This is a genomic window from Serratia sp. CY56464 (assembly GCF_052168435.1).
GTDB classification, from domain to species: Bacteria; Pseudomonadota; Gammaproteobacteria; order Enterobacterales; family Enterobacteriaceae; genus Serratia; species Serratia marcescens.
The window spans coordinates 384,436-410,425 of record NZ_JBJNMV010000003.1; the positions used below are offsets into that span (position 1 = coordinate 384,436).

The 25,990-nt window shown below is 62.6% G+C and carries 25 protein-coding genes; 22 read left to right on the plus strand and 3 right to left on the minus strand.

The features are described 5' to 3' along the window. Positions 1-32 precede the first annotated feature (32 nt). The 4 genes from fhuC to ACJ8KE_RS17985 all read left to right on the plus strand — a co-directional run bounded on the left by fhuC (position 33) and on the right by ACJ8KE_RS17985 (position 4,181). On the plus strand, positions 33-830 hold the full coding sequence (gene fhuC, locus ACJ8KE_RS17970; protein WP_016930054.1) for a Fe3+-hydroxamate ABC transporter ATP-binding protein FhuC: 798 nt from the start codon (positions 33-35) through the stop codon (positions 828-830). Then, complete coding sequence (gene fhuD, locus ACJ8KE_RS17975) at positions 830-1,738, plus strand: Fe(3+)-hydroxamate ABC transporter substrate-binding protein FhuD (RefSeq protein WP_110147402.1); 909 nt, start codon at positions 830-832, stop codon at positions 1,736-1,738. Before fhuC ends, fhuD begins: the two co-directional genes overlap by 1 nt. Beyond that, complete coding sequence (gene fhuB, locus ACJ8KE_RS17980; RefSeq protein WP_016930052.1) at positions 1,735-3,723, plus strand: Fe(3+)-hydroxamate ABC transporter permease FhuB; 1,989 nt, start codon at positions 1,735-1,737, stop codon at positions 3,721-3,723. Before fhuD ends, fhuB begins: the two co-directional genes overlap by 4 nt. Positions 3,724-4,028: 305 nt before the next feature. Further along, positions 4,029-4,181, plus strand: coding sequence for a Hok/Gef family protein (locus ACJ8KE_RS17985; RefSeq protein ID WP_004937610.1), 153 nt, complete (start codon positions 4,029-4,031; stop codon positions 4,179-4,181). A gap of 123 nt (positions 4,182-4,304) precedes the next feature. Here ACJ8KE_RS17985 and metK read toward each other — a convergent pair whose 3' ends face one another. Next, a complete protein-coding gene (metK, locus tag ACJ8KE_RS17990; RefSeq protein WP_016926681.1) occupies positions 4,305-5,459 on the minus strand; it encodes a methionine adenosyltransferase in 1,155 nt (384 codons plus the stop codon). A 909-nt stretch (positions 5,460-6,368) separates the two neighbouring features. Here metK and speA point away from each other — a divergent pair. The 3 genes from speA to ACJ8KE_RS18005 all read left to right on the plus strand — a co-directional run bounded on the left by speA (position 6,369) and on the right by ACJ8KE_RS18005 (position 9,950). Then, positions 6,369-8,345, plus strand: coding sequence for a biosynthetic arginine decarboxylase (gene speA, locus ACJ8KE_RS17995; protein ID WP_028127388.1), 1,977 nt, complete (start codon positions 6,369-6,371; stop codon positions 8,343-8,345). Between the two features lie 195 nt (positions 8,346-8,540). Next, a complete protein-coding gene (speB, locus tag ACJ8KE_RS18000; RefSeq protein WP_004937606.1) occupies positions 8,541-9,461 on the plus strand; it encodes an agmatinase in 921 nt (306 codons plus the stop codon). 336 nt (positions 9,462-9,797) lie between these two features. Continuing rightward, positions 9,798-9,950 carry a Hok/Gef family protein gene (locus ACJ8KE_RS18005; protein WP_004937610.1) on the plus strand — a complete coding sequence of 51 codons (153 nt, stop codon included), beginning with the start codon at positions 9,798-9,800 and terminating at the stop codon, positions 9,948-9,950. Between the two features lie 110 nt (positions 9,951-10,060). On the opposite strand, the gene ACJ8KE_RS18010 is transcribed toward ACJ8KE_RS18005, so the two are convergent. Then, positions 10,061-11,305, minus strand: coding sequence for an MFS transporter (locus ACJ8KE_RS18010; protein ID WP_016930051.1), 1,245 nt, complete (start codon positions 11,303-11,305; stop codon positions 10,061-10,063). A gap of 397 nt (positions 11,306-11,702) precedes the next feature. Between ACJ8KE_RS18010 and ACJ8KE_RS18015 the strand changes: the two genes are divergently transcribed. The 14 genes from ACJ8KE_RS18015 (at position 11,703) to ACJ8KE_RS18080 (ending at position 24,809) form a co-directional block, all read left to right on the plus strand. After that, complete coding sequence (locus ACJ8KE_RS18015) at positions 11,703-12,020, plus strand: non-heme iron oxygenase ferredoxin subunit (RefSeq protein WP_004937614.1); 318 nt, start codon at positions 11,703-11,705, stop codon at positions 12,018-12,020. 2 nt (positions 12,021-12,022) lie between these two features. After that, complete coding sequence (locus ACJ8KE_RS18020) at positions 12,023-12,331, plus strand: recombinase-like helix-turn-helix domain-containing protein (protein WP_016930050.1); 309 nt, start codon at positions 12,023-12,025, stop codon at positions 12,329-12,331. A 20-nt stretch (positions 12,332-12,351) separates the two neighbouring features. After that, on the plus strand, positions 12,352-13,395 hold the full coding sequence (locus ACJ8KE_RS18025; RefSeq protein WP_305179440.1) for an aromatic ring-hydroxylating oxygenase subunit alpha: 1,044 nt from the start codon (positions 12,352-12,354) through the stop codon (positions 13,393-13,395). Further along, complete coding sequence (locus ACJ8KE_RS18030) at positions 13,392-14,147, plus strand: SDR family oxidoreductase (RefSeq protein ID WP_143779461.1); 756 nt, start codon at positions 13,392-13,394, stop codon at positions 14,145-14,147. Before ACJ8KE_RS18025 ends, ACJ8KE_RS18030 begins: the two co-directional genes overlap by 4 nt. 37 nt (positions 14,148-14,184) lie before the next feature. Beyond that, positions 14,185-14,979: an IclR family transcriptional regulator gene (locus tag ACJ8KE_RS18035; RefSeq protein WP_004937625.1), complete on the plus strand. Its 795-nt coding sequence runs from the start codon at positions 14,185-14,187 to the stop codon at positions 14,977-14,979. A gap of 109 nt (positions 14,980-15,088) precedes the next feature. Further along, a complete protein-coding gene (locus tag ACJ8KE_RS18040) occupies positions 15,089-16,030 on the plus strand; it encodes a VOC family protein (RefSeq protein WP_016930047.1) in 942 nt (313 codons plus the stop codon). Beyond that, complete coding sequence (locus ACJ8KE_RS18045; protein WP_116403782.1) at positions 16,027-17,238, plus strand: NAD(P)/FAD-dependent oxidoreductase; 1,212 nt, start codon at positions 16,027-16,029, stop codon at positions 17,236-17,238. The genes ACJ8KE_RS18040 and ACJ8KE_RS18045 overlap by 4 nt, the downstream gene beginning before the upstream one ends. Before the next feature lie 23 nt (positions 17,239-17,261). After that, a complete protein-coding gene (locus ACJ8KE_RS18050) occupies positions 17,262-18,518 on the plus strand; it encodes an MFS transporter (RefSeq protein WP_016930045.1) in 1,257 nt (418 codons plus the stop codon). Positions 18,519-18,686: 168 nt separating this feature from the next. Then, a complete protein-coding gene (locus ACJ8KE_RS18055; RefSeq protein WP_004937634.1) occupies positions 18,687-19,211 on the plus strand; it encodes a cupin domain-containing protein in 525 nt (174 codons plus the stop codon). Beyond that, on the plus strand, positions 19,211-20,029 hold the full coding sequence (locus tag ACJ8KE_RS18060) for an alpha/beta fold hydrolase (protein ID WP_048796837.1): 819 nt from the start codon (positions 19,211-19,213) through the stop codon (positions 20,027-20,029). Before ACJ8KE_RS18055 ends, ACJ8KE_RS18060 begins: the two co-directional genes overlap by 1 nt. After that, positions 20,026-20,820 carry an SDR family oxidoreductase gene (locus ACJ8KE_RS18065; RefSeq protein ID WP_049299792.1) on the plus strand — a complete coding sequence of 265 codons (795 nt, stop codon included), beginning with the start codon at positions 20,026-20,028 and terminating at the stop codon, positions 20,818-20,820. Before ACJ8KE_RS18060 ends, ACJ8KE_RS18065 begins: the two co-directional genes overlap by 4 nt. Positions 20,821-20,835: 15 nt before the next feature. Next, complete coding sequence (locus tag ACJ8KE_RS18070; RefSeq protein WP_240293702.1) at positions 20,836-21,630, plus strand: aspartate dehydrogenase; 795 nt, start codon at positions 20,836-20,838, stop codon at positions 21,628-21,630. Between the two features lie 16 nt (positions 21,631-21,646). Continuing rightward, positions 21,647-23,116 carry an aldehyde dehydrogenase gene (locus ACJ8KE_RS18075; protein ID WP_016930041.1) on the plus strand — a complete coding sequence of 490 codons (1,470 nt, stop codon included), beginning with the start codon at positions 21,647-21,649 and terminating at the stop codon, positions 23,114-23,116. A gap of 52 nt (positions 23,117-23,168) precedes the next feature. Continuing rightward, positions 23,169-24,809, plus strand: coding sequence for a thiamine pyrophosphate-binding protein (locus tag ACJ8KE_RS18080; RefSeq protein ID WP_147881490.1), 1,641 nt, complete (start codon positions 23,169-23,171; stop codon positions 24,807-24,809). 41 nt (positions 24,810-24,850) lie between these two features. Here the strand turns inward: ACJ8KE_RS18080 and ACJ8KE_RS18085 are convergent, their stop codons facing one another. Next, entirely contained in the window at positions 24,851-25,603 is a 753-nt protein-coding gene (locus tag ACJ8KE_RS18085; RefSeq protein WP_016930039.1) for a M48 family metallopeptidase, read from the minus strand. 238 nt (positions 25,604-25,841) lie between these two features. On the opposite strand from ACJ8KE_RS18085, the gene ACJ8KE_RS18090 reads away from it, so the two are divergent. Beyond that, a partial coding sequence (locus ACJ8KE_RS18090; RefSeq protein WP_197665176.1) for a hypothetical protein occupies positions 25,842-25,990 on the plus strand: 149 nt, incomplete at its 3' end.

Consider the following 25,990-nt stretch of genomic DNA (forward strand, 5'->3'; position numbering starts at 1 on the left):
GGCGCCGCGTCGCCCCGGACAAAGCAGGATCTATGCAGGACAAACTTCTTAATCCCGGCGCGACCTTCGCGCTGGATAACGCCAGTTTCGCCGTCCCCGGCCGGGTGCTGCTGCAACCGCTGTCGCTCAGTTTTCCCCAGGGCAACGTCTGCGGCCTGATCGGCCATAACGGTTCCGGTAAATCCACCCTGTTGAAACTGCTCGGGCGGCACCATGCGCCCAGCGGCGGCCAGGTACTGCTCAATCGGCAGCCGTTGGCGCAGTGGGACAGCAAATCCTTCGCCCGCCAGGTGGCCTACCTGCCGCAGCAGTTGCCGGCGGCGGAAGGCATGACGGTGCGCGAACTGGTGGCCGTCGGGCGCTATCCGTGGCATGGCGCGCTGGGGCGGTTTGGCGCCAACGATCGCCAATTGGTGGAAGAGGCCATTTCACTGGTGGGGCTGAAGCCGTTCGCCAACCGCCTGGTGGACAGCCTGTCCGGCGGCGAGCGCCAACGCGCCTGGCTGGCGATGATGGTGGCGCAGGACAGCCGCTGCCTGCTGCTCGACGAACCGACCTCGGCGCTGGACATCGCGCATCAGGTTGAGGTGTTGGCGCTGATCCAGCGCTTGAGCCGCGAACGCGATCTCACGGTGATCGCCGTGCTGCACGACATCAACATGGCGGCGCGCTACTGCGACCATTTGGTGGCGCTGCGCGGCGGTGAAATGATCGCCCAGGGCGGCCCGCTGGAACTGATGCAGGGGCCGGTGCTGGAGCAAATTTACGGTATTCCTATGGGCACGTTGCCGCACCCGAGCGGCGGCGCGCCGGTGAGTTTTGTCTACTGATGTCCTCTGCATTCACTTCTTCTCACGATCCGCTGCGCCGCCGTCTGTTGATGGCGCTGGCGCTGTCGCCGCTGTTGGGATCGTGGCCCGGGCGAGCGGCGGATACGCCGCCGGATATCGCGCGCGTTGCGGCGTTGGAATGGCTGCCGATCGAGCTGCTGTTGGCATTGGGCGTAACGCCGCTGGCGGTGGCCGATGTGCATAACTACAACCTGTGGGTGGCGGAGCCGAAGCTGCCGGCGACGGTGGTCGACGTCGGCCAGCGCACCGAACCTAACCTCGAACTGCTGCAGCAGCTCCAGCCTTCGCTGGTGTTGCTGTCGCAGGGCTATGGCCCGACGCCGCGTAAAATCCAACCCATCGCGCCAACCATGAGCTTCGGCTTCAACGACGGCAGCGGCAAACCGCTGACCGTCGCCCGTCAGTCGCTGCTGGCGCTGGGCCAGCGGTTGGGCATAGAAAGCCGGGCGGTAAACCACCTGGCGCAGTTCGACAGTTTTATGCAGGACGCGCGTCAGCGCCTGCAAAGCTACACCCGCCAACCGTTGCTGCTGTTTTCACTGATCGACACGCGTCATGCGTTGATCATCGGCCAGAAAAGCCTGTTCCAGGAAGCGATGGACCAACTGGGCATCCGCAATGCCTGGCAGGAGCCAACCGACTTTTGGGGCACGGCGGTGGTGGGGATTGAACGGTTGGCCTCGGTGCGTAACGCCCGGGTCATCTATCTCGATCACGGCAATCAGGCGATGATGGACAAGGTCAGCGCGACGCCGCTGTGGCAGTCATTGCCCTTCGTGCGGCAAAACCAGCTGCGGCAGGTGCCGGCGGTGTGGTTCTATGGCGCCACGCTGTCGACGATGCGGTTTTGCCGCCTGTTGGCGCAGGCTCAGGGGAGTGCGTCATGAATGCGGGCATCCGGAAATTGCCGCTGACGCTGATCCTGCTGTTGCTGGCGGCGGCAGGTGGCCTGACGATATACAACCTGACGCAGCAGCTGCCGCCGGCGCAATGGGCGCGGGCGCTCAGCGCGCCGGACATCGACGACGTGCGGCAAATGCTGTTCCATTACAGCCTGCTGCCGCGGTTGACGGTGTCGCTGTTGGCCGGCGCCGGCCTGGGCTTGGTCGGCGTGCTGTTCCAGCAGGTGTTGCGCAATCCGTTGGCGGAACCGTCGACGCTCGGCGTGGCCGCCGGCGCGCAGCTCGGCCTGACCATCGCCACGCTGTGGGTGCTGCCGGGGGGCGAATTCACCCGCCAGCTGGCCGCTATGGTGGGCGCGATTGTGGTGGGCGGGCTGGTGTTCGGCGTCGCCTGGGGCAAGCGTATGTCGCCGGTCACGCTGATTCTGGCCGGGTTGGTGCTGGGGCTGTACTGCGGCGCGGTCAACAGCCTGTTGGCGCTGTTTCATTACGATCAGCTGCAGGGCATGTTCCTGTGGGGCACCGGCGCGCTGAACCAACAGGATTGGAGCGCTGTACAGTTCCTCCTGCCGCGTTTGCTGGTGGCAGGCCTGCTGGCGGCGCTGTTGCTGCGCCCGCTGACGCTGCTGGGGCTGGACGACGGCGTGGCGCGCAACCTGGGGCTGGGGCTGTCGATGGCGCGCTTTTGCGCCCTGGGGGTGGCCATTATCTTCAGCGCCATGCTGGTGAGTGCGGTGGGCGTTATCGGCTTTATCGGCCTGTTTGCGCCGCTGATGGCGAAGATGCTGGGCGCGCGCCGCCTGGCGCACCGCATGATGCTGGCGCCGTTGCTGGGGGCGCTGCTGCTGTGGCTGACCGATCAGGTGATGCTCGGGGTGACGCAGGTGTGGCGCGAGATCCCGACCGGTGCGGCCACCGCACTGTTCGGCGCGCCGCTGCTGTTGTGGCTGCTGCCGCGTTTGCGCAGCGCCGCTACGCCGCCGCCGATGAACCTTGGCGACAAGGTGCCTGCCGAACGCGGGAATCTGCCTGGCTGGGCAGCGCTGGCCGGCGTCGTGCTATTGATCGGCCTGACGCTGGCGCTGATGCTGGGCAAAAACGCCGGCGGCTGGCACTGGAGCCTGGGTGCGGAGCTGGACGCGTTGCTGCCGTGGCGTTGGCCGCGGGCGCTGTCGGCGCTGGCGGCGGGCATGATGCTGGCGGTCGCCGGCACGCTGATCCAGAAGCTGACCGGCAACCCGATGGCCAGCCCGGAAGTGTTGGGCATCAGTTCCGGCGCCGCTTTTGGCGTCGTGATGATGCTGTTTATGGTGCCGGGCGACGCCTTCGTTTGGCTGCTGCCCGCCGGCAGTTTGGGGGCGGCCGCGACGCTGCTGATCATCATGATCGCCGCAGGCCGCGGCGGTTTCTCGACTGAGCGCATGTTGCTCGCCGGTATCGCGCTCAGCACCGCCTTTACCACCGTCATCTTCCTGCTGTTGGCCAGCGGCGATCCGCGTATGGGGGGCTTGCTGACCTGGCTCTCCGGTTCAACCTATTCGGTTGAGCCGGCGCAGGCGCTGCGCACCGCGCTGGTGGCCGCCGGCCTGATGGTATTGGCGCCGCTGTGCCGCCGTTGGTTGACCATTCTGCCGCTCGGCGGCGCCACCGCCCGCTCGGTGGGGATTGCGCTGACGCCGGCGCGGTTGACCATTCTGTTGCTGGCCGCCACGCTGACCGCCATGGCGACCCTGACCGTGGGGCCGCTGAGCTTTGTCGGGCTGATGGCGCCGCATATGGCGCGCATGTTGGGCTTCCGCCGCGCGCTGCCGCAGATGGTGATCGCCGCGCTGTTGGGCGGTTTGCTGATGGTATTTGCCGACTGGTGCGGGCGGATGCTGCTGTTTCCGTATCAGATCCCCGCGGGGTTACTGGCGACCTTTATCGGCGCGCCGTACTTCGTTTATCTGTTGCGTAAGCAGACGTCGTAAGCTTCATCCCTACTTTGCTTTCTCCGCCATCAAGGGCCCAGCGTTGCTGGGCCTTTTTTCAACGCCTTGCAAGGCGTTGCGTGTCGCTGCGCAAGAAAGACATTTAACGTGAAAAGGAACGCGGGAAGAGAGGGGGAGGTGAATATACTGCGTGCGGGTGCTCTGGATCTTTGTCTCTGGAGCCTGCGTGAAAGATACAAAGAGAAAAGCCCCGAGTCGATATCCATCAACCCGAGGCCTACTCTAACGCGTGACAACGTTAAGTTAGCCTCTTACCCGCCGCGAGGCAAGGAGAAGAAGGCATGATGCCGAACAAACGGAGCCTGTTAAAACTGGTGGTTATTTGTGCCACGGTAATATCACTGGCATGGATAACCCGTAGCACGCTGTGCGAGCTGCGGATCCGATCGGGCACTACGGAGGTTGCGGCCATTTTGGCTTACGAATCCGAACGGTAAGACAACCCGGCGGCGGGGGCTTTGCCTCCGCCGGCCGGCAGTTGATGCGTTGATCCATGAGCACCCATCTGCTCAAAAAAAACGGCGAGCCCAGGCTCGCCGTTTTCATGTTGATGTCGGGGCTTATTTCAGGCCGGCGGCATCGCGCAGCAGTGCGGCTTTGTCGGTCGCTTCCCATGGGAAGTGTTCGCGGCCGAAGTGGCCGTAGGCGGCGGTTTCGCGGTAGATCGGCTGCAGCAGATCCATCATCTGGATCAGGCCGTATGGGCGCAGATCGAAGAATTCGCGCACCAGCAGCGTCAGCTGTTCGGTTGGCACTTTCTCGGTACCGAAGGTTTCCACCATGATGGAGGTCGGTTCCGCTACGCCGATAGCGTAAGACACCTGAATCTCGCAGCGATCGGCCAGGCCGGCGGCAACGATGTTTTTCGCCACATAGCGCGCCGCGTAAGCCGCGGAACGGTCAACCTTGGACGGATCCTTACCGGAGAAGGCGCCGCCGCCGTGGCGCGCCATGCCGCCGTAGGTGTCGACGATGATCTTACGGCCGGTCAGGCCGCAGTCGCCCATCGGGCCGCCGATAACGAAACGGCCGGTCGGGTTAATGTGGTATTTGGTGCCCGCCGTCAGCCATTCCGCCGGCAGTACCGGCTTGATGATCTCTTCCATCACCGCTTCTTGCAGATCTTTCAGCGAGATGTCTTCAGAGTGCTGGGTGGACAGCACCACGGCGTCGATGCCGACGATTTTGCCGTCGTCGTACTGGAAGGTCACCTGGCTCTTCGCATCCGGGCGCAGCCACGGCAGGGTGCCGTTTTTACGCACTTCGGACTGGCGCTGCACCAGACGGTGCGCGTAGGTGACAGGTGCAGGCATCAGCACGTCGGTTTCGTTGGTGGCGTAGCCAAACATCAAGCCCTGATCGCCGGCGCCCTGCTCGAGAGGATCGGTACGATCAACGCCCTGATTGATATCCGGGGATTGCTTGCCGATAGCGCTCAATACTGCACAGGAGTTGGCGTCAAAGCCCATGTCCGAATGAACGTAGCCGATCTCGCGCACGGTCTTGCGGGTAATCTCTTCGATATCGACCCAGGCGCTGGTGGTGATTTCACCGCCGACCAAGACCATGCCGGTTTTCACGTAGGTTTCGCAGGCGACGCGCGCCTTCGGATCTTGTTCCAGGATGGCGTCGAGGACGGCATCGGAGATCTGATCGGCGATTTTATCGGGATGTCCTTCGGAGACGGATTCGGACGTGAAGAGGTGTTTAGCCATTGTGTTCTTTACCTTGCATAAGACGGGTTAGAAATTACTGCACAGCGCTGGAGATCCGGCATCGAAGCGAAGGGTCTTCCGCTGATGGCGCGAGATGCATCCTGCAACGCCCCTCAGGCAAAGCCGTTAAGCAGTTTATCAGTTAACCAGTATAGATGGATTAACATCTGGACGTCTATTTTAGGTCAGGGTTTAGCCAGATTGCCAGTAATTTTTTGCGCTTTCGCTCTTTTGCGCAAACGGGTTGGCGCCATTTTCATCGCTTGAAACAGTTTTCGGCGAATTTTCATTTTGCTTTTTCACCTGCTTACCGGTATAAACTGCGCGCGCGGTTCATTTGCTGCACAGTACGGCGGTCTGGCGTGGTGGAAGGTGCGATTAACTTCCGCTTTGCATTCGCCGGCGTTGCGCTATTATCCGTCGCGGGCGTTCGCCGTAAGCGCCGCCGCTTCATCGAACGGTCACGTTCTTACACTATTTTAGAGGCTGGGTCGTTCACTCCGAACGGCGCGCGTGGAGGTGGTTGGATTAATGATCCGTTGTCTACCGGTTGTTGGTTCTCAACAGCAGTGCCGTTCTGGCGCACATTCTTCTGCTATTTCCCGTCTTGTCTCTCTGTCACTTACCAGGTGCGATAAACACTTGGCCGCTACTCAGGATTCTCGGGCCGGCTAACGGTCGTCTGAAGAACTGAACAAGGGTAGCCTGCAGCCTTCCTGTGGGATGTTTCTTGGCCCGATTCACGAGGTTTGAACAGGGTGTCTTACAATTATATGAGTGATAAACCGATCGCTGACCGCGAACGGCAGTTCTCTTCGCTGCCGCCGGCGCGGCTTGTTGGGTTGTTCTCGCGGGTTGTAGCTGCGATAGTGGCTGACGGTTTCGTCAGTAGGGAATGTGAGGCGAACCATGTCTGATGATCTGTTGATTCACCGTCCGCCGGTTGCGGGCGAGTCTTTATCTTTGCGCTCCATGCAGGAGGTTGCCATGAATGATCGTAATGCCAGCAAGATGCTGCGTACTTATAACGTCGCCTACTGGGGCAACAATTACTATGACGTCAACGAGCTGGGCCATATCAGCGTGTGCCCGGATCCGGATGTCCCGCAGGCGCGCGTCGATCTGGCAGAACTGGTGAAAACGCGCCAGAAAGACGGCCAACGTCTGCCGGCGCTGTTCTGCTTCCCGCAGATCCTTCAGCATCGCCTGCGTTCGATCAACGCCGCGTTCAAACGCGCGCGTGAATCCTTCGGCTACCAGGGCGGTTATTTCCTGGTGTATCCGATCAAGGTGAACCAACACCGCCGCGTGATTGAATCGCTGGTGAATTCCGGCGAACCGCTGGGGCTGGAAGCCGGCTCCAAGGCCGAGCTGATGGCGGTGCTGGCGCATGCCGGCATGACCCGCTCGGTGATTGTCTGTAATGGTTATAAAGATCGTGAATACATTCGCCTGGCGTTGATCGGGGAAAAGCTGGGGCACAAGGTGTACCTGGTGATCGAGAAAATGTCCGAGATCAACCTGGTGCTGGAAGAGGCCGAACGGCTGAACGTCATACCGCGCCTGGGCGTGCGTGCGCGTCTGGCATCGCAAGGCTCCGGCAAATGGCAGTCGAGCGGCGGCGAAAAATCCAAGTTCGGTCTGGCGGCGGTGCAGGTGCTGAAGCTGGTAGAAACCCTGCGTGAAGCGGGCCGCCTCGACAGCTTGCAGCTGCTGCACTTCCACCTGGGTTCGCAGCTGGCCAACATTCGCGACATCGCCACCGGCGTGCGCGAATCGGCGCGCTTCTACGTTGAGCTGCACAAGCTGGGCGTCAACATTCAGTGCTTCGACGTGGGCGGCGGCTTGGGCGTCGACTACGAAGGCACCCGTTCGCAGTCCGATTGCTCGGTCAACTACGGCCTGAACGAATATGCCAACAACGTGATTTGGGGCATCGGCGACGCCTGTAACGAACACGGCCTGCCGCACCCGACGGTGATCACCGAGTCCGGCCGCGCCGTGACCGCGCACCACACGGTGCTGGTCTCCAACGTGATCGGCGTCGAGCGTAACGAATTCAGCGAACCGCAGCCGCCGGAAGCCGACGCGCCGCGCGCGCTGGAAAGCATGTGGGAAACCTGGCTGGAAATGAACGAGCCGGAGAACCGCCGCTCGCTGCGCGAATGGCTGCACGACAGCCAGATGGATCTGCACGATGTGCACACCCAATACGCGCACGGCATGCTGGACTTGACCAAGCGCGCCTGGGCCGAGCAGCTGTATCTGAACATCTGCAACAAGATCCAGCAGCAGCTCGATCCGAGCAACCGCGCACACCGCCCGATCATCGACGAGCTGCAAGAGCGCATGGCGGACAAGTTCTACGTCAACTTCTCACTGTTCCAGTCGATGCCGGATGCCTGGGGTATCGACCAGCTGTTCCCGGTGCTGCCGCTGGAAGGGCTGGATAAACCGCCGGAAGGCCGCGCTGTGCTGCTCGATATCACCTGCGACTCCGACGGCACCATCGACCATTACGTCGACGGCGACGGCGTGGCGACCACCATGCCGATGCCGCCGTACGATCCGGAGAACCCGCCGGCGCTGGGCTTCTTCATGGTCGGTGCGTATCAGGAGATCCTCGGCAACATGCACAACCTGTTCGGCGACACCGCCTCGGTTGACGTGTACGTGTTCCCGGACGGCAGCGTCGAGACCGAGCTGTCCGACGAGGGCGACACCGTGGCGGATATGCTGGAGTATGTGCAACTCGATCCGAGCGCGCTGCTGTCAAAATTCCGCGATCAGGTCAAAGAAACCGATCTGGACAGCGAGCTGCAGGCGCAGTTCCTGGAAGAGTTTGAGGCCGGTCTGTACGGTTATACGTATCTGGAAGACGAGTAACCGCCTTCTTCATGGGGGGCGATATCGGCCCTCTTGAAGCATGGATAAAATGCGGCCATAATCTGCCGTATCGGTAGCACCGAAACACACATCGAATAAATCCCTTTCTCGTCGGGCTAACGACGCGGGAGGGATTTTTTTTTGTAACGGCCCGGCGTCTGCGCCCGGCAACTTGTTGAACTACGAGGGTTTACTATGAGCACCTTAGGCCATCAGTCCGATAATTCATTAGTGTCCAACGCCTTTGGTTTCCTGCGCTTTCCGCTGAACTTCATGCCTTACGACAGCGATGCAGAGTGGGTCATCACCGGCATTCCGTTTGACATGGCGACCTCCGGTCGCGCCGGCGGCCGTCATGGCCCGGCGGCCATCCGTCAGGTGTCCACCAACCTGGCCTGGGAAGGCAACCGTTGGCCGTGGAGCTTCGATCTGCGCGATCGCCTGAACGTGGTTGACTGCGGCGACATCGTGTTCAACTTCGGCGATGCGCAGGACATGAGCGACAAGCTGCAGGCGCACGCGGAGAAACTGCTGAAGGCCGGTAAGCGCATGCTCTCGTTCGGCGGCGATCACTTTGTCACCCTGCCGCTGCTGCGCGCGCACGCCAAGCATTTCGGCAAGCTGGCGCTGGTACACTTCGACGCCCATACCGATACCTACGCCAACGGCAGCAAGTTCGACCACGGTACCATGTTCTATCATGCGCCGAACGAAGGCCTGATCGACCCGCATCACTCGGTGCAGATCGGCATTCGCACCGAGTTCGATCACGACAATGGCTTTACCGTACTGGACGCCGCGCAGGTGAACGATCGCAGCGTGGACGACCTGCTGACCCAGATCAAAGGCATCGTCGGCGATATGCCGGTGTACCTGACCTTCGACATCGACTGCCTGGATCCGGCGTTCGCACCGGGCACTGGCACGCCGGTGATCGGCGGCCTGACCTCCGATCGCGCGCTGAAACTGGTGCGCGGCATGCAGTCGCTGAACATCGTCGGCATGGACGTGGTGGAAGTGGCGCCGGCCTATGATCAGTCCGAGATCACCGCGCTGGCCGCGGCGACCCTGGGTCTGGAAATGCTGTACCTGCAGGCGGCCAAGAAACACGCCTGACGCCAGACCACGCCTCGCTGAAAAAGCGGCTCCCATCGTATGGGGGCCGCTTTTTTTTATTTCATTTGTCGCCATCCGCGCGGCGATTTTCAGTCTGTTGCAACGCCTTTGCGCAATTTTGCGCAGAAATGAAACGGAGTCAGTAAAAAGGAACCGGGATAACGGGGAGGATGAATATACTGCGCGCGGGTGCTCTGGATCTTTGTATCTAGAGCCTGCGTGAAAGGTACAAAGAGAAAAGCCCCGAGTCGATATTCATCAACCCGAGGCCTACTCTAACGCCAGCAACGTTAAGTTAGCCTCTTACCCGCCGCGAGGCAAGGAGAAGAAGGCATGATGCCGAACAAACGGAGCCTGTTAAAACTGGTGGTTATTTGTGCCACGGTAATATCACTGGCATGGATAACCCGTAGCACGCTGTGCGAGCTGCGGATCCGATCGGGCACTACGGAGGTTGCGGCCATTTTGGCTTACGAATCCGAACGGTAAGGCAACCCGGCGACGGGGGATGTCCCCCGTCTGCTGGTTGTTGGCGTCCAGATCCATGAGCACCCTCTCAAGGCCATTGGCTTTCTCTGCCGCAACGGTGCGGGAACAGACTATGCCCGTTTCACCTGCCGCGTCAGCAACATACGGCTAAACAGCGCGCCGCCCGCCAGCAGCGTCAACAGCTGTGAGGCAATCAGCACCGCAAAGCCCGAGGACACCTTGCCCTGGCTGGCCATCACCATGCCCATGGCCATCGGCACGAACGCCGAGAACAGATTGCCGATGCCGTTGATCAGCCCATAGGCGCTGCCGACCGCCTCCGGCCGCGCATAATGCTGGAGCAGCGTGGGGATCGCCGCGCCCTGCGCACCCCAACAGGCGTTGGCCGCCAGCAGGAAGAAGGCGATCCAACCAAGCTGATGGCTGTTCATTACGCCATAGATGCACAGTGCGGTCGCCGCGCCGCCAAAGACGAAGATCAGCGGCGCCTGATAGGGGCGGATACGATCGAGCAACGCGCCGCCGAGGTATTTGGAGGCGATGCTGACGATGAACGGCAGCGCCGCCATCCAGCCCATTTGCTTGATGGAGAACCCCTTTTCATCGGTCAGGTAAGCCGGCAGCCAGGCGCTGGAGCCCCACAGGTAGCTGAGCGTGGCGATCTCGATCAGCAGGATCCAGCCGAGCATCGGCGTGCGCCAGGCCAGCGCAAAGGTGTGCCAGACGCGGCTTAGCACCGGTTGCGAATCGGCAGGGCGTGAAGAAGATGAGGGTAAGGCGAGCGGATGAACGAACAACCGCACCAGCGCCAGGCCCAGCAGCAGGTTGAGCAGCGCCAGCAGGTGAAACGACATCGCCCAGCCGAAGTGCGCCATCAGAAAACTCACCAGCGGAAAGCCGAGCACCAGCCCCAACGAGACGCCCAGCGCGCTGACCGCGTTGGGCTTGCCGCGCTCGTCGGCGGCGAAATGATCGCTGATGTACATGGTTTTCAGCGAGAACAGCGGCCCTTCGCTGACGCCAAGCAGCGCGCGCACCGCGCACAGCAACAGCAGCGATCCCGCCAGCGGCGAGGCGGCGGTGAGCAGCGCCCACAGCACCACGCTCAGCGTCAGCGCGCGGCGGTAACCCATCAGCGTTTCCAGAAACGGCGTCAGCAACATGGCGGACAGGCCGTAACCGAGTAAAAACACCGTCATCAGCGTGCCCTGGTGAGCGCGGTCACCGCCGAGTTGAAAGTGTTGCAGGAAGTCGGGATTGACCAACATCACGGCGATATTAACCCGATCCGCATAGGCGATAACGATCAGAAACAGCAGGGCGATCACCCCAAACCAGCGTTGACGTTGTTGCACGGCGCGTTCCTCAGTGCGAGCGGTTGACGAATTCAGGCAGCAGTAAACTCACCCGAGGATGCCATTTGGCGCAAACGCGGGGATGGGGCTGATTGATGTAAATTTATTGTTATCAAATAGGGTGTAAATGACAGAGGGAAAACACTTTTACGCGCAATTCGCCGCAGAGATCAACGCGTTTTTTGCCATAAATTAGCGAGGGAGCGCACAACTGACATAGGTTTTTCATATTGGTGCATGATTTCGTGATCCTTCCCACATTTGTCATTTTTAAACAACCTTTCATTAACATTTGCCGTTCCGCTCGCTTGACGAAAGTTTCGCCAGACTTATAGTGGCTGTATTAAATAAGAAACTGAGTTTCATATATGAAACAATCAGATAGAGGATAAAAGCAATGAGCTGGAAGAATGTGTGCGAAGTGTCTCAGGTGAAAGAAGATTTTCCTTTCTCCGGCAAAGTGGAAGGAAAAGAGATCGGGGTGTACCTGCTCGACGGTAACTACTACGCGCTGGAAGACGTCTGCCCGCATGCTTATGCCTTGCTCAGCCAGGGGTTTGTAGACGACGGCAAGGTTGAGTGCCCGCTGCACGAAGCGCTGTTTGACGTGCGCACCGGCCAGTGCCTGCGCGAGCCGGGCGGCCGAGATCTGCAAACCTATCCCACCCGGGTGGTCGACAACCAAATCCAGATCACCTTTATCGCGGAGGAGTAATCATGCAGCACATCACCGATTTCAATCCCTGGCTGCCGGACACCCAACAAGTGACGCCAGCCCGCGAAGGCGGCAACGGTCAAATCCATCAGCCGGGCCAGTTCCGCAATGTCATCTGGCAAAACCGCGCCCGGGTGCCGGACGGTTTCGAAACCGCCCTGGTGGCGGCGCTGGAAACGATCTTCGATCAGGGGGGGGAAGAGCTGGAGCAGATCGTTAGCGCGTTGAATCAGCGTCGTCTGTTCGATCGCAGCGGCCAGCCGTGGAATGAGGCGACGTTCCGCGAATTCCTTCACGTTAACGGTTTCTGAGCGACACCCGGGAGAAGACAATGACAGCAAACACAACATCCTCCGAACAGAGCTTGCAGGACTATCTTGACCAGGGGCTGCGCGGCATGTGGTATCCGGTGCTGGCCAGCTGGGAAGTGGGCAACAACCCGGTCGGCATCACCCGCCTGGAGCAGCAAATCGTGGTGTGGCGCGACGGCGAAGGCCAGATCCACGCGCTGGAAGACCGCTGCCCGCACCGTGGCGCGCGGCTTTCCATGGGGTGGAATCTCGGCGATCGCATCGCCTGTTGGTATCACGGGGTGGAAGTCGGCGGCGACGGGACGGTGAAAGACGTGCCGGCGGTGGATCGCTGCCCGCTGGTGGGGCAAAAATGCCTGCGATCTTACCCGGCCAAAGAAGCCTATGGCGCGGTGTTCCTCTATTTCGGCGTGACGGCGGATGAAGCGCCGGCGGAGCTGACTTTCCCGCAAGAGCTGGCGGACGAAGCGTCGTACAGTAATTTTCTGTGCACCGCCAGCTGGAACTGCAACTACCAGTACGCCCTGGAAAACGTGATGGATCCGATGCACGGCACTTACCTGCACTCCTCTTCACACTCGATGGCGGAAGGGGATCGCAAGGCGGACATGGCGCTGGAGCCGACCGACAGCGGCTTCATCTTCAAGAAAAACGGCCAGATCGGCATCAACTTCGACTGGGTGGAATTCGGCAACAGCGGCGCGTATTGGATGCGCCTGTCGATCCCGTACAAGAAGCGCTTCGGGCCGGGCGGTCACTTCTGGATCATCGGCATGGTGGTGCCGGAAGACAAGGATCACTGCCGGGTATTCTTCTGGCGCATTCGTAAGGTCAAAGACTGGCAGCGCGACATGTGGCGCTTCATGTACCGCAATCGCCTGGAATCGTTGCATTGGGACGTGCTCGAGCAGGATCGCATCGTGCTTGAGAACATGGCGCCTAACGCCCGCGGCCGCGAATATCTGTACCAGCACGACGTCGGTCTTTCTCGCCTGCGCCGCCTGATGCAGAAAGAGGCGCAAAAACAGCTGGCGACGCTGCGCGAGCGGGAGGCGGCGCAGTGAACGGCCTGCTGAACGATAAACGCATCGTGGTCACCGGCGCGGCGCGCGGCCTGGGCTACAGCTTCGCCGCCGCCATCGCGGCTGCCGGCGCGCAGGTGGTGATGTGCGACATTTTGGCGGATGAGCTGGCGGCGAGCGGCGCCGCGCTGCGCGAGCAGGGCGCTCAGGTGGAAACGCAAATCATCGATCTGGCCTCACCGGATTCGATCCGTTCGGCGTTCGAGAAGATCGCCACAGGCGGCGGGATCGACGGGCTGGTGAACAACGCGGCGCTGGCGACCGGCGTCGGCGGTAAAACCATGATGGAATACGACATCGATCTGTGGGATCGGGTAATGCAGGTCAACGTGCGCGGCACCTGGCTGGTGAGCCAGGCGGCGGTGCCGCTGCTGGCGCGCAACCCGCACGCCAAGATCGTCAACGTGGCGTCGGACACCGCGCTGTGGGGCGCGCCGCGCCTGATGGCCTATGTTGCCAGTAAAGGCGCGCTGATCGCGATGACCCGATCGATGGCGCGTGAACTGGGGCCGCAGGGGATCTGCGTCAACGCCATCGCGCCGGGCCTGACGCGGGTGGAAGCCACCGAGTATGTCCCCGCCGAACGCCACCAGCTGTACGAGCAGGGGCGCGCGCTGGCCGGGGCGCAGCACCCGGACGATGTGAACGGTACGGTGCTTTATCTGCTGTCGCCGCTGGCGGATTTCGTCACCGGCCAACTGCTGCCGGTCAACGGCGGCTTCGTATTCAACTGACGGCCCGCAGGGCAGGCGCACAGCGCAGGAGCGAGAGATGGCGGACGAGCAAGCATGTAAGTATCTGATCCCGGGGCTGGATCGCGGGTTGCAGTTGCTGCTGGCGTTTGGCGAGCAGCATAAGGAGATGACCTTCGCCGAGTTGCATCGCCTGGTCGATATGCCGAAGGCCACCGCTTATCGCGTGGTGCAGACGCTCGAACACCTGGGCTTTCTGGAGCGCAATCCGCGCACCAACACCTTTGCGCTCGGCATCAAGGTGCTGCGCCTCGGCTTCGAATATATCGCGTCGCTGGACGTCGCGCAGGCCGGCCAGCCGGTGATCGAGCAGCTGCGCGATCGCAGCCAGTGCAGCAGCCATCTGGCGATCCGCGACGGGCGTGATGTGATCTATATCGCCCGCGTCAGCGCTGCCGGTTCGCAGATCAATCAGGTCAGCGTCGGCACCCGCTTGCCGGTGCACCAAACCTCGCTCGGTCGCATGTTGTTGACCAGCGCGACTCGCAGTGAGTTCGAACAACTTTATCCAGACGCGCAGCTGCCGGGCAATGCGCCGGGCACCCCGGCGGATCGCGAAACGCTGTGGCAGATGGTGCAGCAAGACAAGGCGCGCGGCTATGTGATCGGCGAATCGTTCTTCCGCCACGGCATCTCCTCGATCGTCTATCCGATCTTCAACCGCGAGCAGCGGGTCGAGGCGGTGGTCAGCATCATGGTGCCGTCCGATGAGATCCCGAAAGCGGATCGCGAGCGGCTGCGCATGGAAGTGCGCGACGCGGCGGAGAAAATTTCCGGCTTCCTCGGCGCGCCGCCGCAGGCCAACGTCGGCTAACCGACAGGACCGACTCTTTTACTCAGGCAGGGATAAGGCCCGCAGCAAACACGGGCCGGGGTTCAGTCATGCCTGAAAACCGTATGCAGCGAGAATGTGAGGCTGAACAATGAGCGTAATCGGAATCGAAAAACTGGAATTTGGCGTCGAAGATCTGCCAACCTGCGAAAAATTCATGCAAGATTTCGGCCTGCAGCCCGCCACGCAACATTGGGGCGAAGCGCAGCGCGAATTCACGACCCTGAGCGGGGCGCGGGTTGTCCTGCACCCGTTGCAAAGCGCGGCGCTGCCTGCGGCGTTTGAAGGCGGTTCCACCCTGCGCCGCATGACCTGGGGCGTGGCCTCGCCCGCCGAACTGGCGCGCCTGCAGCCGCGTTTGGCGTTGATGCCCGGCTTCCGTCAGGTGGGAGAAGAGTTGGAATGCCGCGATCCCAACGGCATGACGCTGCGCTTCGTCGTCAGCCGCCAGCAGGCGGTCGAGGTGCCGGTCACGCCGATCAACCAGTGGGGCGACGTGCGCCGCATCGATCAACCCAGCCCGGTCTATTCGCAGGCGCAGCCGATCAACATCGGCCACGTGGTGTTCTTCGTCGACGATCTGGCGGCGACCGAGCGTTTCTACCGCGAGCTGTTGGATTTCCAGGTTTCCGATCGCTATATCGATCGCGCCGTCTTCCTGCGCACCCAGGCGCGCGGCGGCCATCATAACCTGTTCCTGCTGAAGTTGCCGAACCGCCCACGCGGCCTGAATCACGTGGCGTTCACCGTGCGCGATATCCACGAAGTGATCGGCGGCGGCATCGCCATGAACAAAGAGCAGTGGAGCACCTTTATCGGCCCCGGCCGTCACCCGATCTCCTCGGCCTATTTCTGGTACGTCAACAGCCCGACCGGCGGCGCGTTCGAGTACTACACCAACGACGATTATCTGACGGAAAACTGGCAGCCGCGCGAGCTGGAGCATTCGCTGGTCTCCTTCACCGAATGGGCGGTAGAGGGCGGCATCGATCACGACACGCGCCGCCAGCATAAAAAAGCGGAGGCGTTATGAACCGGGCTGAACAGGCGGGCATCGTCATCGTCGGTGGCGGCCAGGCCGGCGGCTGGGCGGCCAAGACGCTGCGCGACCGCGGTTACAGCGGCCGGCTGACGGTTGTCAGCGACGAACCCTACGATTTTTACGAGCGGCCGCCGCTGTCGAAAGCGGCGTTGCTGGATGCCGCGGCTTCCCTCAGCCGGCTGTTCAGCGAACAGACGGTGGCGGAGCTGAATATCGACTGGCGCCGCCCGCTGCGCGCCGAGTCCATCGACGCCGAACAGCAAATCGTCACGCTCAGCGACGGGCGACGGCTGCAGTTCGAGCAGTTGCTGATCGCCACCGGCGGGCGGCCGCGTGTGCCTGGCGCCGCCTGGGCGCAGCACCCGCGCGTGATGACGCTGCGTTCCTGGGACGATGCGGCCCGGTTGCGGCAGGGGCTGCAGGGCTGTCGTCGCCTGGCGATCGTCGGCGGCGGTTGGATCGGGCTGGAGATCGCCGCTTCCGCGCGGCGTCTCGGCGCCGAGGTGACGGTGTTTGAACGCCAGCCAGCGCTGTGCATGCGCAGCGTCGGCGCCGATGTCTCGCAGGCGTTGCTCGAACTGCATCGCCGGCAGGGCGTCACGGTGCTGTGCGGCTGCGGTGAGATCTCGCTGGAAGATCGCGACGGCGCCGCCTGGATCGGCAGCGAAGTCAGCGATCCGCAGGCCTTCGATCTGGTGGTGGTGGGGATCGGCGTCGAGCTGAATCTCGAACTGGCGCGCAGCGCCGGGCTGGCGATCGAGTCCGGCATTGTGGTCGACGGCCAGGGGCGCACCAGCCATCCGGCGATCTTCGCCGCCGGCGACGTGGCGCGTCACCCGACGCTTGGCCTGTGCCTGCAGTCCTGGGCCTACGCGCAAAATCAGGCCATCAGCACCGCCTGCGCGATGCTCGACGCCTTCGCCGCCCCGTATGACGACGTGGCCTGGCTGTGGTCGGATCAATATGACGTCAATATCCAGATCCTCGGCGTGCCGAGCGGCGGCGTGCACCATGTGGTGCGCCGCACGCCGCAGTCGCAGGTGTTCTTCACGCTGAACGCCGATCGGCAGCTGGTGCAGATGGTGGCGTTCAACGACGCGCGCACCATCAAACTCGGCAAGCGTTGGCTGGCGAGCGGCCGGGTGCTGGATCCGCAGCAACTGGCGGATGCGGAGTTTTCTTTGATGGCGTTGAAATAACGCCCGAACCTCGGGAGCGTTTTATGACTACGCAAGACATTGACGCCCGCGCTGGACGGGCGGGGGAAACCGTTGCCGAAAATCCGCAGCAGCGGGTGCGCTGGTCGGTGCCGATCGCGCTGTTCGCCTGCGTGCTGCTGGCGTTTTTCGACAAGATCAGCATCGCGGCGCTGTTTTCCGACGCCGAGTTTCAGCAGGCGTTGGGCATTGGTTTTGACCCGGCGCGGCTGGGCTTGCTGATGAGCGCGTTTCTGTTCTCCTACGGCATTTCCTCCATGCTGCTCAGCGGCATCGGCGATCGGCTTAATCCGGTCAAGGTATTGATTGGCATGATGGTGGTGTGGGGCGTGCTGATGGTGTTGATGGGGCTGGTGCGTTCCTATCACGCCATGATGACGCTGCGCATCCTGCTCGGCATCGCCGAAGGGCCGTTGCTGCCGATGGCCTACGCCATTATTCGTCAGGCTTTCCCGCCGCAGCTGCAGGCACGCGCCACCATGCTGTGGTTGCTCGGCACGCCGTTGGGGGCCGCGCTCGGCTTCCCGGTCACCCTGTACATCCTCAATACCTTCGACTGGCAGGCCACCTTCTTCTTTATGGCGTTTCTGACGTTGCCGGTGATGTTGCTGGTGCTGTTCGGCATGCGCCACCTGAACGTCTCGCGTCCGGCGGCGGCGGCCAAACCGGCGGTGTCCGAACGCAAACAGCACCGCCGCGAGCTGCTGCGCAGTCCGCACTTTTGGATGATCTGCCTGTTCAACATCGCCTTTCTGACCTACCTGTGGGGCATGAACGGCTGGTTGCCGAGCTATCTGATCAAGGGCAAAGGCATTCATCTGGAGCATGCCGGTTACCTCTCTTCGCTGCCGTTCATCGCCATGCTGCTCGGCGAAGTGCTGGGCGCCTGGCTGTCGGACAAGCTGGATCGCCGCGCGCTGGCCTGCTTCCTGTCGCTGTGCGGCGCCGGCCTCGGTCTGGCGGTGGTGTTGCACCTGCAGGGCACCTACAGCGTGATCGCCGCCATGGCCTTCAGCACCTTTATGTGGGGCGCCGGCGCGCCGAATATTTTCGCGCTGTTGGCGAAGGCCACCAGCAGCAAGGTGAGCGCCACCGCCGGCGGCATCTTCAACGGGTTGGGCAATTTTGCCGGCGCGCTGGCGCCGGTGCTGATGGGGGCGCTGATCGCCGCCACCGGCAATATGGATAACGGCCTGCTGTTCCTGGTGGTGATGGCGTTCGTCGGCTGCCTCATTCTGCTGCCGTTGCTGAGAAAGTACTGAATTAACAATTACTAAGCCCAATGGATTTCATGCTGTGGCTAGGCGGCAAGTTCGTGAGTCTCCAGGAGCTTACTGTGGTAAGTGACTGGTGCGAACGAATGCAGCCAACAACGCGACAGAGTGAAAGACGAAGGGGATAACCATTTGATTCAACAGAGGAGTGACAACATGTCTCAGGTTGAGAACAAAGCCGGCGTCAAGCCGCAGGATCTGTCGATGGAAAACTGGGTGGAGTCGCGCATTGCCCGTTTCGAAGGCCGCAAATATGACTGGAACGCGCTGAAATTCCAGGCCGATTTTGACCCGAAATACCGCCGCGCGCAGATGCGCTACATCGGCACCGGCGCCACCGGCGTGGCCAGCGACGCCAACACCATTCCGGCGGGCAACTTCACCTTCTCCACCATGGTGCTGCCGTCGAAGTGCGAGGGCCCGCTGCACCTGCACGACGACGTGGAAGAAGTGTTCTTCATGCTGAAAGGCAGCATCACGCTGATGATTCAGGATGGGGAAGAGTATTACGAAACCAGGCTGAAAGAGCGCGATCTGATCTCGGTGCCGGCGGGGGTGTATCGCGGCCTGTTCAATCACGGCGAGGAAGAGGCGCTGATGTGCGTGATGCTCGGCACCGCCAAGCCGGAGATCCCGACCTATCCGGCGGATCACCCGCTGTCCAAAGTGAAGCGCAACTGATGAACGGCCTGGCGCAACGCCAACGGGCGCGCTGCGGGGCGTACACCCTGAGCTGGCGCGAGGCCGGGCAGGGGCGGCCGGTGGTGTTGCTGCACGGCATCAGCTCCGGATCCGCCTCGTGGATCAAGCAGTTCAACGATAACGGCCTGACGGACGGCCACCGTCTGTTGGCGTGGGACGCGCCGGGCTACGGCGGCAGCCTGCCGTTGGCGGATCCGCAGGCCGATGCCGCCGGTTATGCGGCGGCGTTGGCGGCGCTGATTGATGAGCTGCAGCTGGTGCAGCCGCTGATCGTCGGCCATTCGCTGGGGGCGCTGATCGGTAGCGCCTATGCCGCCGGCTATCCGGATGGGCTGTGCGGGCTGGTGTTGGCGGATCCGGCGCAGGGCTATGCCACGGCGCCGGAGGAAAAACGCCGGCAGGTGTACGGCCAGCGCCAGCAGATGATAGAGACGCTGGGGCCGGTGGGCTACGGCGAGCAGCGGGCGGCGGCCTTGCTGCGTGAAGGGGCGGATCCGCAGGATATCGCCTGGGTGCGCAACGGCATGCAGCAGCTCGATCCCGACGGTTTTCTGAGTGCCGCCTGGATGTTGGCCAACGATGATATCGGTCGCTATCTGGCGCGCTATCGCGGCCCGCTGGAGGTGTGGTGCGGTGAACAGGATCGCATTACGCCACCGGAGAAGGCGGCCGAGCTGGCGCGCGAGCAGGACGCGACGCTGCGTCTGATCGCCGCCGCCGGTCATGCCAGCTACCTCGATGCGCCGGCGTGTTTCAACCGCTATCTGCGGGACTTTACGGGAGCAATCCAACGATGAATTTTCAGCTTGAGGATCGGGTGGCGGTGGTGACCGGCGGCTCGTCGGGCATCGGTTTTGAAACCCTGAAGCTGCTGCTGGCCGAAGGGGCGAAAGTGGCGTTCTGCGGCCGCGATCAGGATAAGCTGGCCGGCGCAGCAGCCAGCCTGCGCGCGGACTTCCCGCAGGCGGATATCCTGGCGCTGCGCTGCGACGTGCTGGACGCGCAGCAGGTGGCGCAGTTCGCCGCTCAGGTGACGGCGCATTTCGGCGGCGTGGATCTGCTGATCAACAACGCCGGTCAGGGCTTCGTCGCCCATTTTGACCAGACGCCGCGCGAGGCCTGGCTGCATGAGGCCGAGCTGAAGCTGTTCGGCGTGATCAACCCGGTGCAGGCGTTCTTACCGGCGCTGGAACGATCGGCGATCGCGTCTATCACCTGCGTGAACTCCCTGCTGGCGCTGCAGCCGGAAGAGCACATGATCGCCACCTCGGCGGCGCGTGCCGCGCTGCTCAACATGACGCTGACGCTGTCGAAAGAGCTGGTGGGCAAAGGCATTCGGGTTAACTCGATCTTGCTGGGGATGGTGGAGTCGGGCCAGTGGCGCCGCCGTTTCGACGAGCGCAGCGATAAAGATCAAAGTTGGGAGCAGTGGACGGCGGCCATCGCCGAACGGCGCGGCATCCCGATGAAACGCCTGGGCAAGCCGCAGGAGCCGGCGCAGGCGCTGTTGTTCCTCGCTTCGCCGCTGGCTTCCTTTACCACCGGCGCGGCGCTGGACGTTTCCGGCGGCTTTAACCGCCATGTGTAGCAGGGGCCGAGAAAGATGAAGAAGATCATGATGATTGGCTACGGCGCGATGGCGAAGGAAGTGATCGCCCGTCTGCCGGAAGGCGTGGAGGTTGGCTGGATCCTGGCGCGCGCAGCTCATCATGCGGCGATCGCCGAGGCTTTTGACGGGCGGGTGCAGGCGCTGACCCATCCGGAGCAGTGTTCGCAGCGGCCGGATCTGGTGCTGGAGTGCGCCAGCCAGCAGGCGGTGGCGGAGTTTGGCGAGGCGGTGCTGCAGCGCGGTTGGCCGCTGGCGGTGGTCTCGACCGGCGCGCTGGCGGACGCCGCATTGCAACAGCGGCTGCAGCAGGTTTGCCGCCACCATCACGGGCAGCTGATCGTGCTGTCCGGCGCGGTGGCGGGGATGGACGGGCTGGCGTCGGCGCGTGAAGGCGGGTTGGAGAGCGTGACCTATCAGGCCAGCAAGAGCCCGGCCAGCTGGCGCGGCAGCCCGGCGGAGCAACTGATCGACCTCGATGCGGTGCGCGAGGCGCAGGTATTTTTTGAAGGCTCGGCGCGCGAAGCGGCGCGTTTGTTCCCGGCCAACGCCAACGTGGCGGCCACTATTGCGCTCAACGGTCTGGGGATGGACGCCACCCGGGTGCGCCTGCAGGTCGATCCCGCCACCCGGCGCAATACCCATCGCCTGCAGGTGTGCGGCGACTTTGGCGAGTTTCACATTGAGCTGAGCGGCAACCCGCTGGCGAGCAATCCCAAAACATCAACCCTGGCGGCGCTGAGCGCGGTACAAGCCTGCCGCCGTCTGGTGGACGGCGGTTTTATTGCCTGAACGGCAGGAGCGGAGCATGGAACGATTGAATATTTTTGTCGCCGGGCGCTGGCGTGAAGGGCGCGGCGAAGAGATGGCTTCGGTATTCCCGGCCGACGGCAGCGTCAACGCGCGGCTGCGCGCCGCTAACGTCGAGGATGTCAACGAGGCGGTAGAGGCGGCGGAAAAGGCCTGGCGCGCGCCGGAATGGCGCGGGCTGGTGCCGCACCAACGCGCCTCAATTCTCTACCGCGTGAGCAACCTGATCCTGGCGCAGCAGGAACAGCTGGCCGAGTTGCAGACGCGCGACAACGGCAAACCGCTGGCGGAAACCCGCGGCCTGGTGGCCAGCGCGGCGGCGACCGCGCGCTACTTCGCCGCCGCCTGCGAGGTGTTGGAAGGCGAGCTGCCGACCCCGCGCAGCGCCGAAGTGATGACGCTCAGTCAGTATCAACCGATGGGGGTGATCGCCGCCATTACGCCGTGGAACTCACCGATCGCCAGCGAAATGCAGAAGGTGGCGCCGGCGCTGGCGGCGGGCAACGCCGTGGTGCTCAAACCGGCCGAAGCCACGCCGCTGATGGCGCTGAAGCTGGCCGAGCTGTTCGAACAGGCGGGGCTCCCTGCCGGGTTGCTCAGCGTGCTGCCGGGCAAAGGTTCGGTGATCGGCGAGGCGTTGGCGCGCCATCCGCTGGTGAAAAAGATCGCCTTTACCGGCGGGACCGGCACCGGGCGCCATTTGGCGCACATCGCCGCCGACAAGCTGATCCCCACCTCGCTGGAGCTGGGCGGTAAATCGCCGACCATCGTGCTGGAGGACGCCGATCTGGAGCAGGCGGCGCGCGGCATCTGTTACGGCATTTTCAGCTCTGCCGGCCAGGCGTGCATCGCCGGTTCACGGCTGTTCGTGCATCGTTCGCTGTATCAGCCGCTGCTGGCGCGCTTGACCGAACTGACGGCGGGGCTGCGCATCGGCAACCCGCTGGTGCCGGGCGTGCATCTCGGCCCGCTGATCAGCGCCAAGCATCGGCAAAGCGTGGCGGACTACGTGGCGTTGGCGCGGCAGGAGGGCGGCCGGGTGAGCATCGGCGGCGAAGCGCCGGCCGATCCGCAACTGGCGAGCGGCAGCTATTACCTGCCGACCATTATCGAAGGTTTGAACAACGATGCCCGCGTGTGCCAGGAGGAGATCTTCGGCCCGGTGCTGGTGGCGCTGCCGTTCGACGACGAGCAACAGCTGATCGAACAGGCCAACGACTCGGTGTACGGCCTGGCGGCCGGCATCTGGAGCCGCGATTTCCCGCGGGCGATGGCGCTGGCGGAGCGGCTGGAAACCGGCACCGTCTGGATCAACACCTACAAAACGTTCTCGATTTCCACTCCGTTCGGCGGTTTCAAGGAAAGCGGACTGGGCCGCGAAAAGGGCCTGAACGGCATCAAGGCCTACATGCAGCAGAAAAGCGTGTATCTGGCGCTGAGCCATCAGGTGAACCGCTGGAGCGACTAGGCCGACACCTCTACGCATAACCCTAATAACGATTACCCTAAGAAGGCAGATGATGAGCGATAAAATCACGGTTGGCGAGGCGATAGCCCGGACTCTGGAACAGTACGCGGTGTCGGCGATGTACGGCATCATTTCGATTCATAATCTGCCGATCGCCGATGCGGTGGGGCAGCGCGATAAAATTCGCTTCGTGCCGGCGCGCGGCGAAGCGGGCGCGGTGACCATGGCCGACGCGCACGGGCGTTTCTCCGGCCTGGGCGTGGCGTTGACCAGCACCGGCGCCGGCGCGGGCAACGCGGTGGGGGCGATGATTGAAGCGCTTAACGCCAACACGCCGCTGTTGCATATCACCGGCCAGGTGGAAAAAGCCTATCTGGACGCCGACGCCGGTTTTATTCATGAAACCCGCGATCAGCTCGGCTTCCTGCGCGCCTGCTCCAAGCGCGCTTACCGGGTCAATTCGCCGGAGCAGGCGGTGGCGGTGATCCAGCGAGCGATCCTGGATGCGCAAACCGTGCCCTGCGGCCCGGTGGCGGTCGAGATCCCGATCGATATTCAAAGCAGCCTGGTGTCCCGCTCGGTGCTGGCCGAACCGTTGGCGCCGGCGCCGCTGCCGAAGGCGGACGCCGCAGCTGTGGAGCGGCTGCATCAGCGGCTGAAACAGGCCAAGCGCCCGCTGTTATGGTTGGGCGGCGGTGCGCTGGCCTGCGGCGACGCGGTGCGCAAGCTGGCGGACGCCGGCGTGGCGGTGATCTCCAGCACCCACGGGCGCGGCATTCTGCCTGACAGCCATCCGCGCAGCCTGCGGGCGTTCCACAACTCGCCGAGCATCGAAGCGATCCTGACGCAGTGCGACCTGACGTTGGTGGCCGGTTCGCGCCTGCGCAGTAATGAAACCCGGACCTGGACGCTGCCGCTGCCGCGCCCGTTGGTGCAAATTGACATCGATCCGGCGGCGGCCAACCGCAACTACCTGGCCGATGAACAGATCAATGGCGACTGTGCGGCGCTGCTGACGGCGCTGGCGGCGCGGTTGACCCCTGGCGAGAAGGTGAGCGCCGAGTGGGATGCCGAGATCGCGGGAGCGGTGCAGCAGGCTGAGAGCGCGCTGCGCCAGCAGTCCGGCGAATACGCCAAACTCAATGACGCCATCGACGCCGCGCTGCCGCAGGACGGGCTGTTGGTGCGCGATATCACCGTTTCCGGCAGCGTCTGGGGCAGCCGGCTGTTCCGGGCGATCTCGCCGCTGTGCAACATACACTCGCTGGCTGGCGCCATTGGAATGGGGCTGCCGATGGCGATCGGCACCGCAATCGCCAACCCGCAGCGCAAGGTGGTGGGGCTGGTGGGCGATGGCGGTCTGGCGCTGGGCCTGGGGGAACTGGCGACCATGGCGCAGGAACAGGTGAACATCACCCTGCTGATCATGAACGACGGCGGTTATGGCGTGATGCGTGGCATTCAGGACAAGTATTTCGCCGGGCGCCAGTATTACAACGAGCTGCATACGCCGGCCTTTACCCAGATCGCCGAAGCGATGGGGTTGAAAGCCTGGAAGGTGGACGCGGCGTCGCAGTTCAACGGCGTGCTGGCCGAGGCGATCAATTACCCGGGGCCGTCGGTGGTCGAGGTGGACATGAAGCGGGTCGGGCCGCTGACCTTCGCCGGGCCGCCGCAGAAAACCCTGTATTGATACGATAAAAAACGCCCGGCGGTTGCCGGGCGTTCTCGTTGTTACTTCTCTGCCGCGATGCGATCGCGAATGTGCTGCGCGCGCGCTTGGGAAGATGGGTGATCGTCGAACATGCTGCTCTGACGGCCGGCTTCCATTTGGGCCAGTTTTTCGAAGCTGGTGGCCAGGCCGTTCGGATCGATGCCGCGTTTTTTCAGCAGATCGAACGAGTAATCATCCGCTTCGCTTTCCTGCTTCTGCGAGAACTGGGCGCTGACCAGCTTCTCGCCGATATCCGCCAGCTGCGACTGCGACAGCGAGCCGATGACGCCGCCGGCGGAGGACGCCGCGGTGCGCAGCGCCACGGTACCGTAAGCCACCTGCATCGCTTTACGGGTGTGGCCCAACGCCACGTGGCCCATTTCGTGGCCCAGCACGCCTTCCACTTCGTTGTCGTTCATCATGTCCATCAGGCCGCTGTAGACGCGGATACAGCCGTTGGCCATCGCCCAGGCGTTGACGTCTTTGGTCACGTAGACCTTGTAGTTGGCCGGGGTGCCGTTGATGTTGTCGCCCAGCGCCGCGGCGATTTTGTTGAGACGTTTGGCGTAGGTGCTGCCGGCCGGCGCGATTTGTGCCTTGCTGTCCATCTCGGCGCAGGATTTATCACTCAGGGCCTTAACGTCGTCGTTGCTCAGGGTCGCCGCCTGGAACGCCTGCGCGCCGGACTGCATCAAGGTTTCGGTATTCAGGTTTTGACAGCCGGTTGCCAAGGTGGCAATGCCCAACGCAATCAAAGAGGTACGAATTTTCATAACGCCATCTTCCTGTGAAGGTAACAAGGTAAAAGAGTCATTTTGCTTTGAGGAAATCTTGTCGCAAGAGCCTAGTGTACGCCAGCTAAGGCGAGAATAGTGTTATTCCGAAAAAGCGTCCAATCGTGCTAATAAGTGGTGAACTCGCTCTCATTTGGCATTAGGGATTGCCGTTGTGATGTGGAGTCTGAGAAAATAGGGAACTTGACTGCTTTTTTTATCCGACCTGGAGTAAAACATGTCCTCTCGTAAAGAGCTTGCCAACGCCATCCGCGCACTCAGCATGGACGCCGTACAAAAAGCAAATTCCGGCCACCCGGGGGCCCCTATGGGCATGGCGGACATCGCCGAAGTCCTGTGGCGTGACTACCTCAACCACAACCCGAC

What these genes read in the sequence shown, in the direction of transcription:
- metK (WP_016926681.1), bottom strand. Translation starts at nt 5,459, where the DNA reads ATGGCTAAACACCTCTTCACGTCCGAATCCGTCTCCGAAGGACATCCC.
- ACJ8KE_RS18035 (WP_004937625.1), top strand. Translation starts at nt 14,185, where the DNA reads ATGGCGGACGAGCAAGCATGTAAGTATCTGATCCCGGGGCTGGATCGC.
- speA (WP_028127388.1), top strand. Translation starts at nt 6,369, where the DNA reads ATGTCTGATGATCTGTTGATTCACCGTCCGCCGGTTGCGGGCGAGTCT.
- ACJ8KE_RS18005 (WP_004937610.1), top strand. Translation starts at nt 9,798, where the DNA reads ATGCCGAACAAACGGAGCCTGTTAAAACTGGTGGTTATTTGTGCCACG.
- ACJ8KE_RS18080 (WP_147881490.1), top strand. Translation starts at nt 23,169, where the DNA reads ATGAGCGATAAAATCACGGTTGGCGAGGCGATAGCCCGGACTCTGGAA.
- fhuC (WP_016930054.1), top strand. Translation starts at nt 33, where the DNA reads ATGCAGGACAAACTTCTTAATCCCGGCGCGACCTTCGCGCTGGATAAC.
- ACJ8KE_RS18040 (WP_016930047.1), top strand. Translation starts at nt 15,089, where the DNA reads ATGAGCGTAATCGGAATCGAAAAACTGGAATTTGGCGTCGAAGATCTG.
- ACJ8KE_RS17985 (WP_004937610.1), top strand. Translation starts at nt 4,029, where the DNA reads ATGCCGAACAAACGGAGCCTGTTAAAACTGGTGGTTATTTGTGCCACG.
- ACJ8KE_RS18055 (WP_004937634.1), top strand. Translation starts at nt 18,687, where the DNA reads ATGTCTCAGGTTGAGAACAAAGCCGGCGTCAAGCCGCAGGATCTGTCG.
- ACJ8KE_RS18020 (WP_016930050.1), top strand. Translation starts at nt 12,023, where the DNA reads ATGCAGCACATCACCGATTTCAATCCCTGGCTGCCGGACACCCAACAA.
- ACJ8KE_RS18085 (WP_016930039.1), bottom strand. Translation starts at nt 25,603, where the DNA reads ATGAAAATTCGTACCTCTTTGATTGCGTTGGGCATTGCCACCTTGGCA.
- ACJ8KE_RS18025 (WP_305179440.1), top strand. Translation starts at nt 12,352, where the DNA reads ATGACAGCAAACACAACATCCTCCGAACAGAGCTTGCAGGACTATCTT.
- speB (WP_004937606.1), top strand. Translation starts at nt 8,541, where the DNA reads ATGAGCACCTTAGGCCATCAGTCCGATAATTCATTAGTGTCCAACGCC.
- fhuB (WP_016930052.1), top strand. Translation starts at nt 1,735, where the DNA reads ATGAATGCGGGCATCCGGAAATTGCCGCTGACGCTGATCCTGCTGTTG.
- ACJ8KE_RS18050 (WP_016930045.1), top strand. Translation starts at nt 17,262, where the DNA reads ATGACTACGCAAGACATTGACGCCCGCGCTGGACGGGCGGGGGAAACC.
- fhuD (WP_110147402.1), top strand. Translation starts at nt 830, where the DNA reads ATGTCCTCTGCATTCACTTCTTCTCACGATCCGCTGCGCCGCCGTCTG.
- ACJ8KE_RS18045 (WP_116403782.1), top strand. Translation starts at nt 16,027, where the DNA reads ATGAACCGGGCTGAACAGGCGGGCATCGTCATCGTCGGTGGCGGCCAG.
- ACJ8KE_RS18060 (WP_048796837.1), top strand. Translation starts at nt 19,211, where the DNA reads ATGAACGGCCTGGCGCAACGCCAACGGGCGCGCTGCGGGGCGTACACC.
- ACJ8KE_RS18070 (WP_240293702.1), top strand. Translation starts at nt 20,836, where the DNA reads ATGAAGAAGATCATGATGATTGGCTACGGCGCGATGGCGAAGGAAGTG.
- ACJ8KE_RS18065 (WP_049299792.1), top strand. Translation starts at nt 20,026, where the DNA reads ATGAATTTTCAGCTTGAGGATCGGGTGGCGGTGGTGACCGGCGGCTCG.
- ACJ8KE_RS18075 (WP_016930041.1), top strand. Translation starts at nt 21,647, where the DNA reads ATGGAACGATTGAATATTTTTGTCGCCGGGCGCTGGCGTGAAGGGCGC.
- ACJ8KE_RS18015 (WP_004937614.1), top strand. Translation starts at nt 11,703, where the DNA reads ATGAGCTGGAAGAATGTGTGCGAAGTGTCTCAGGTGAAAGAAGATTTT.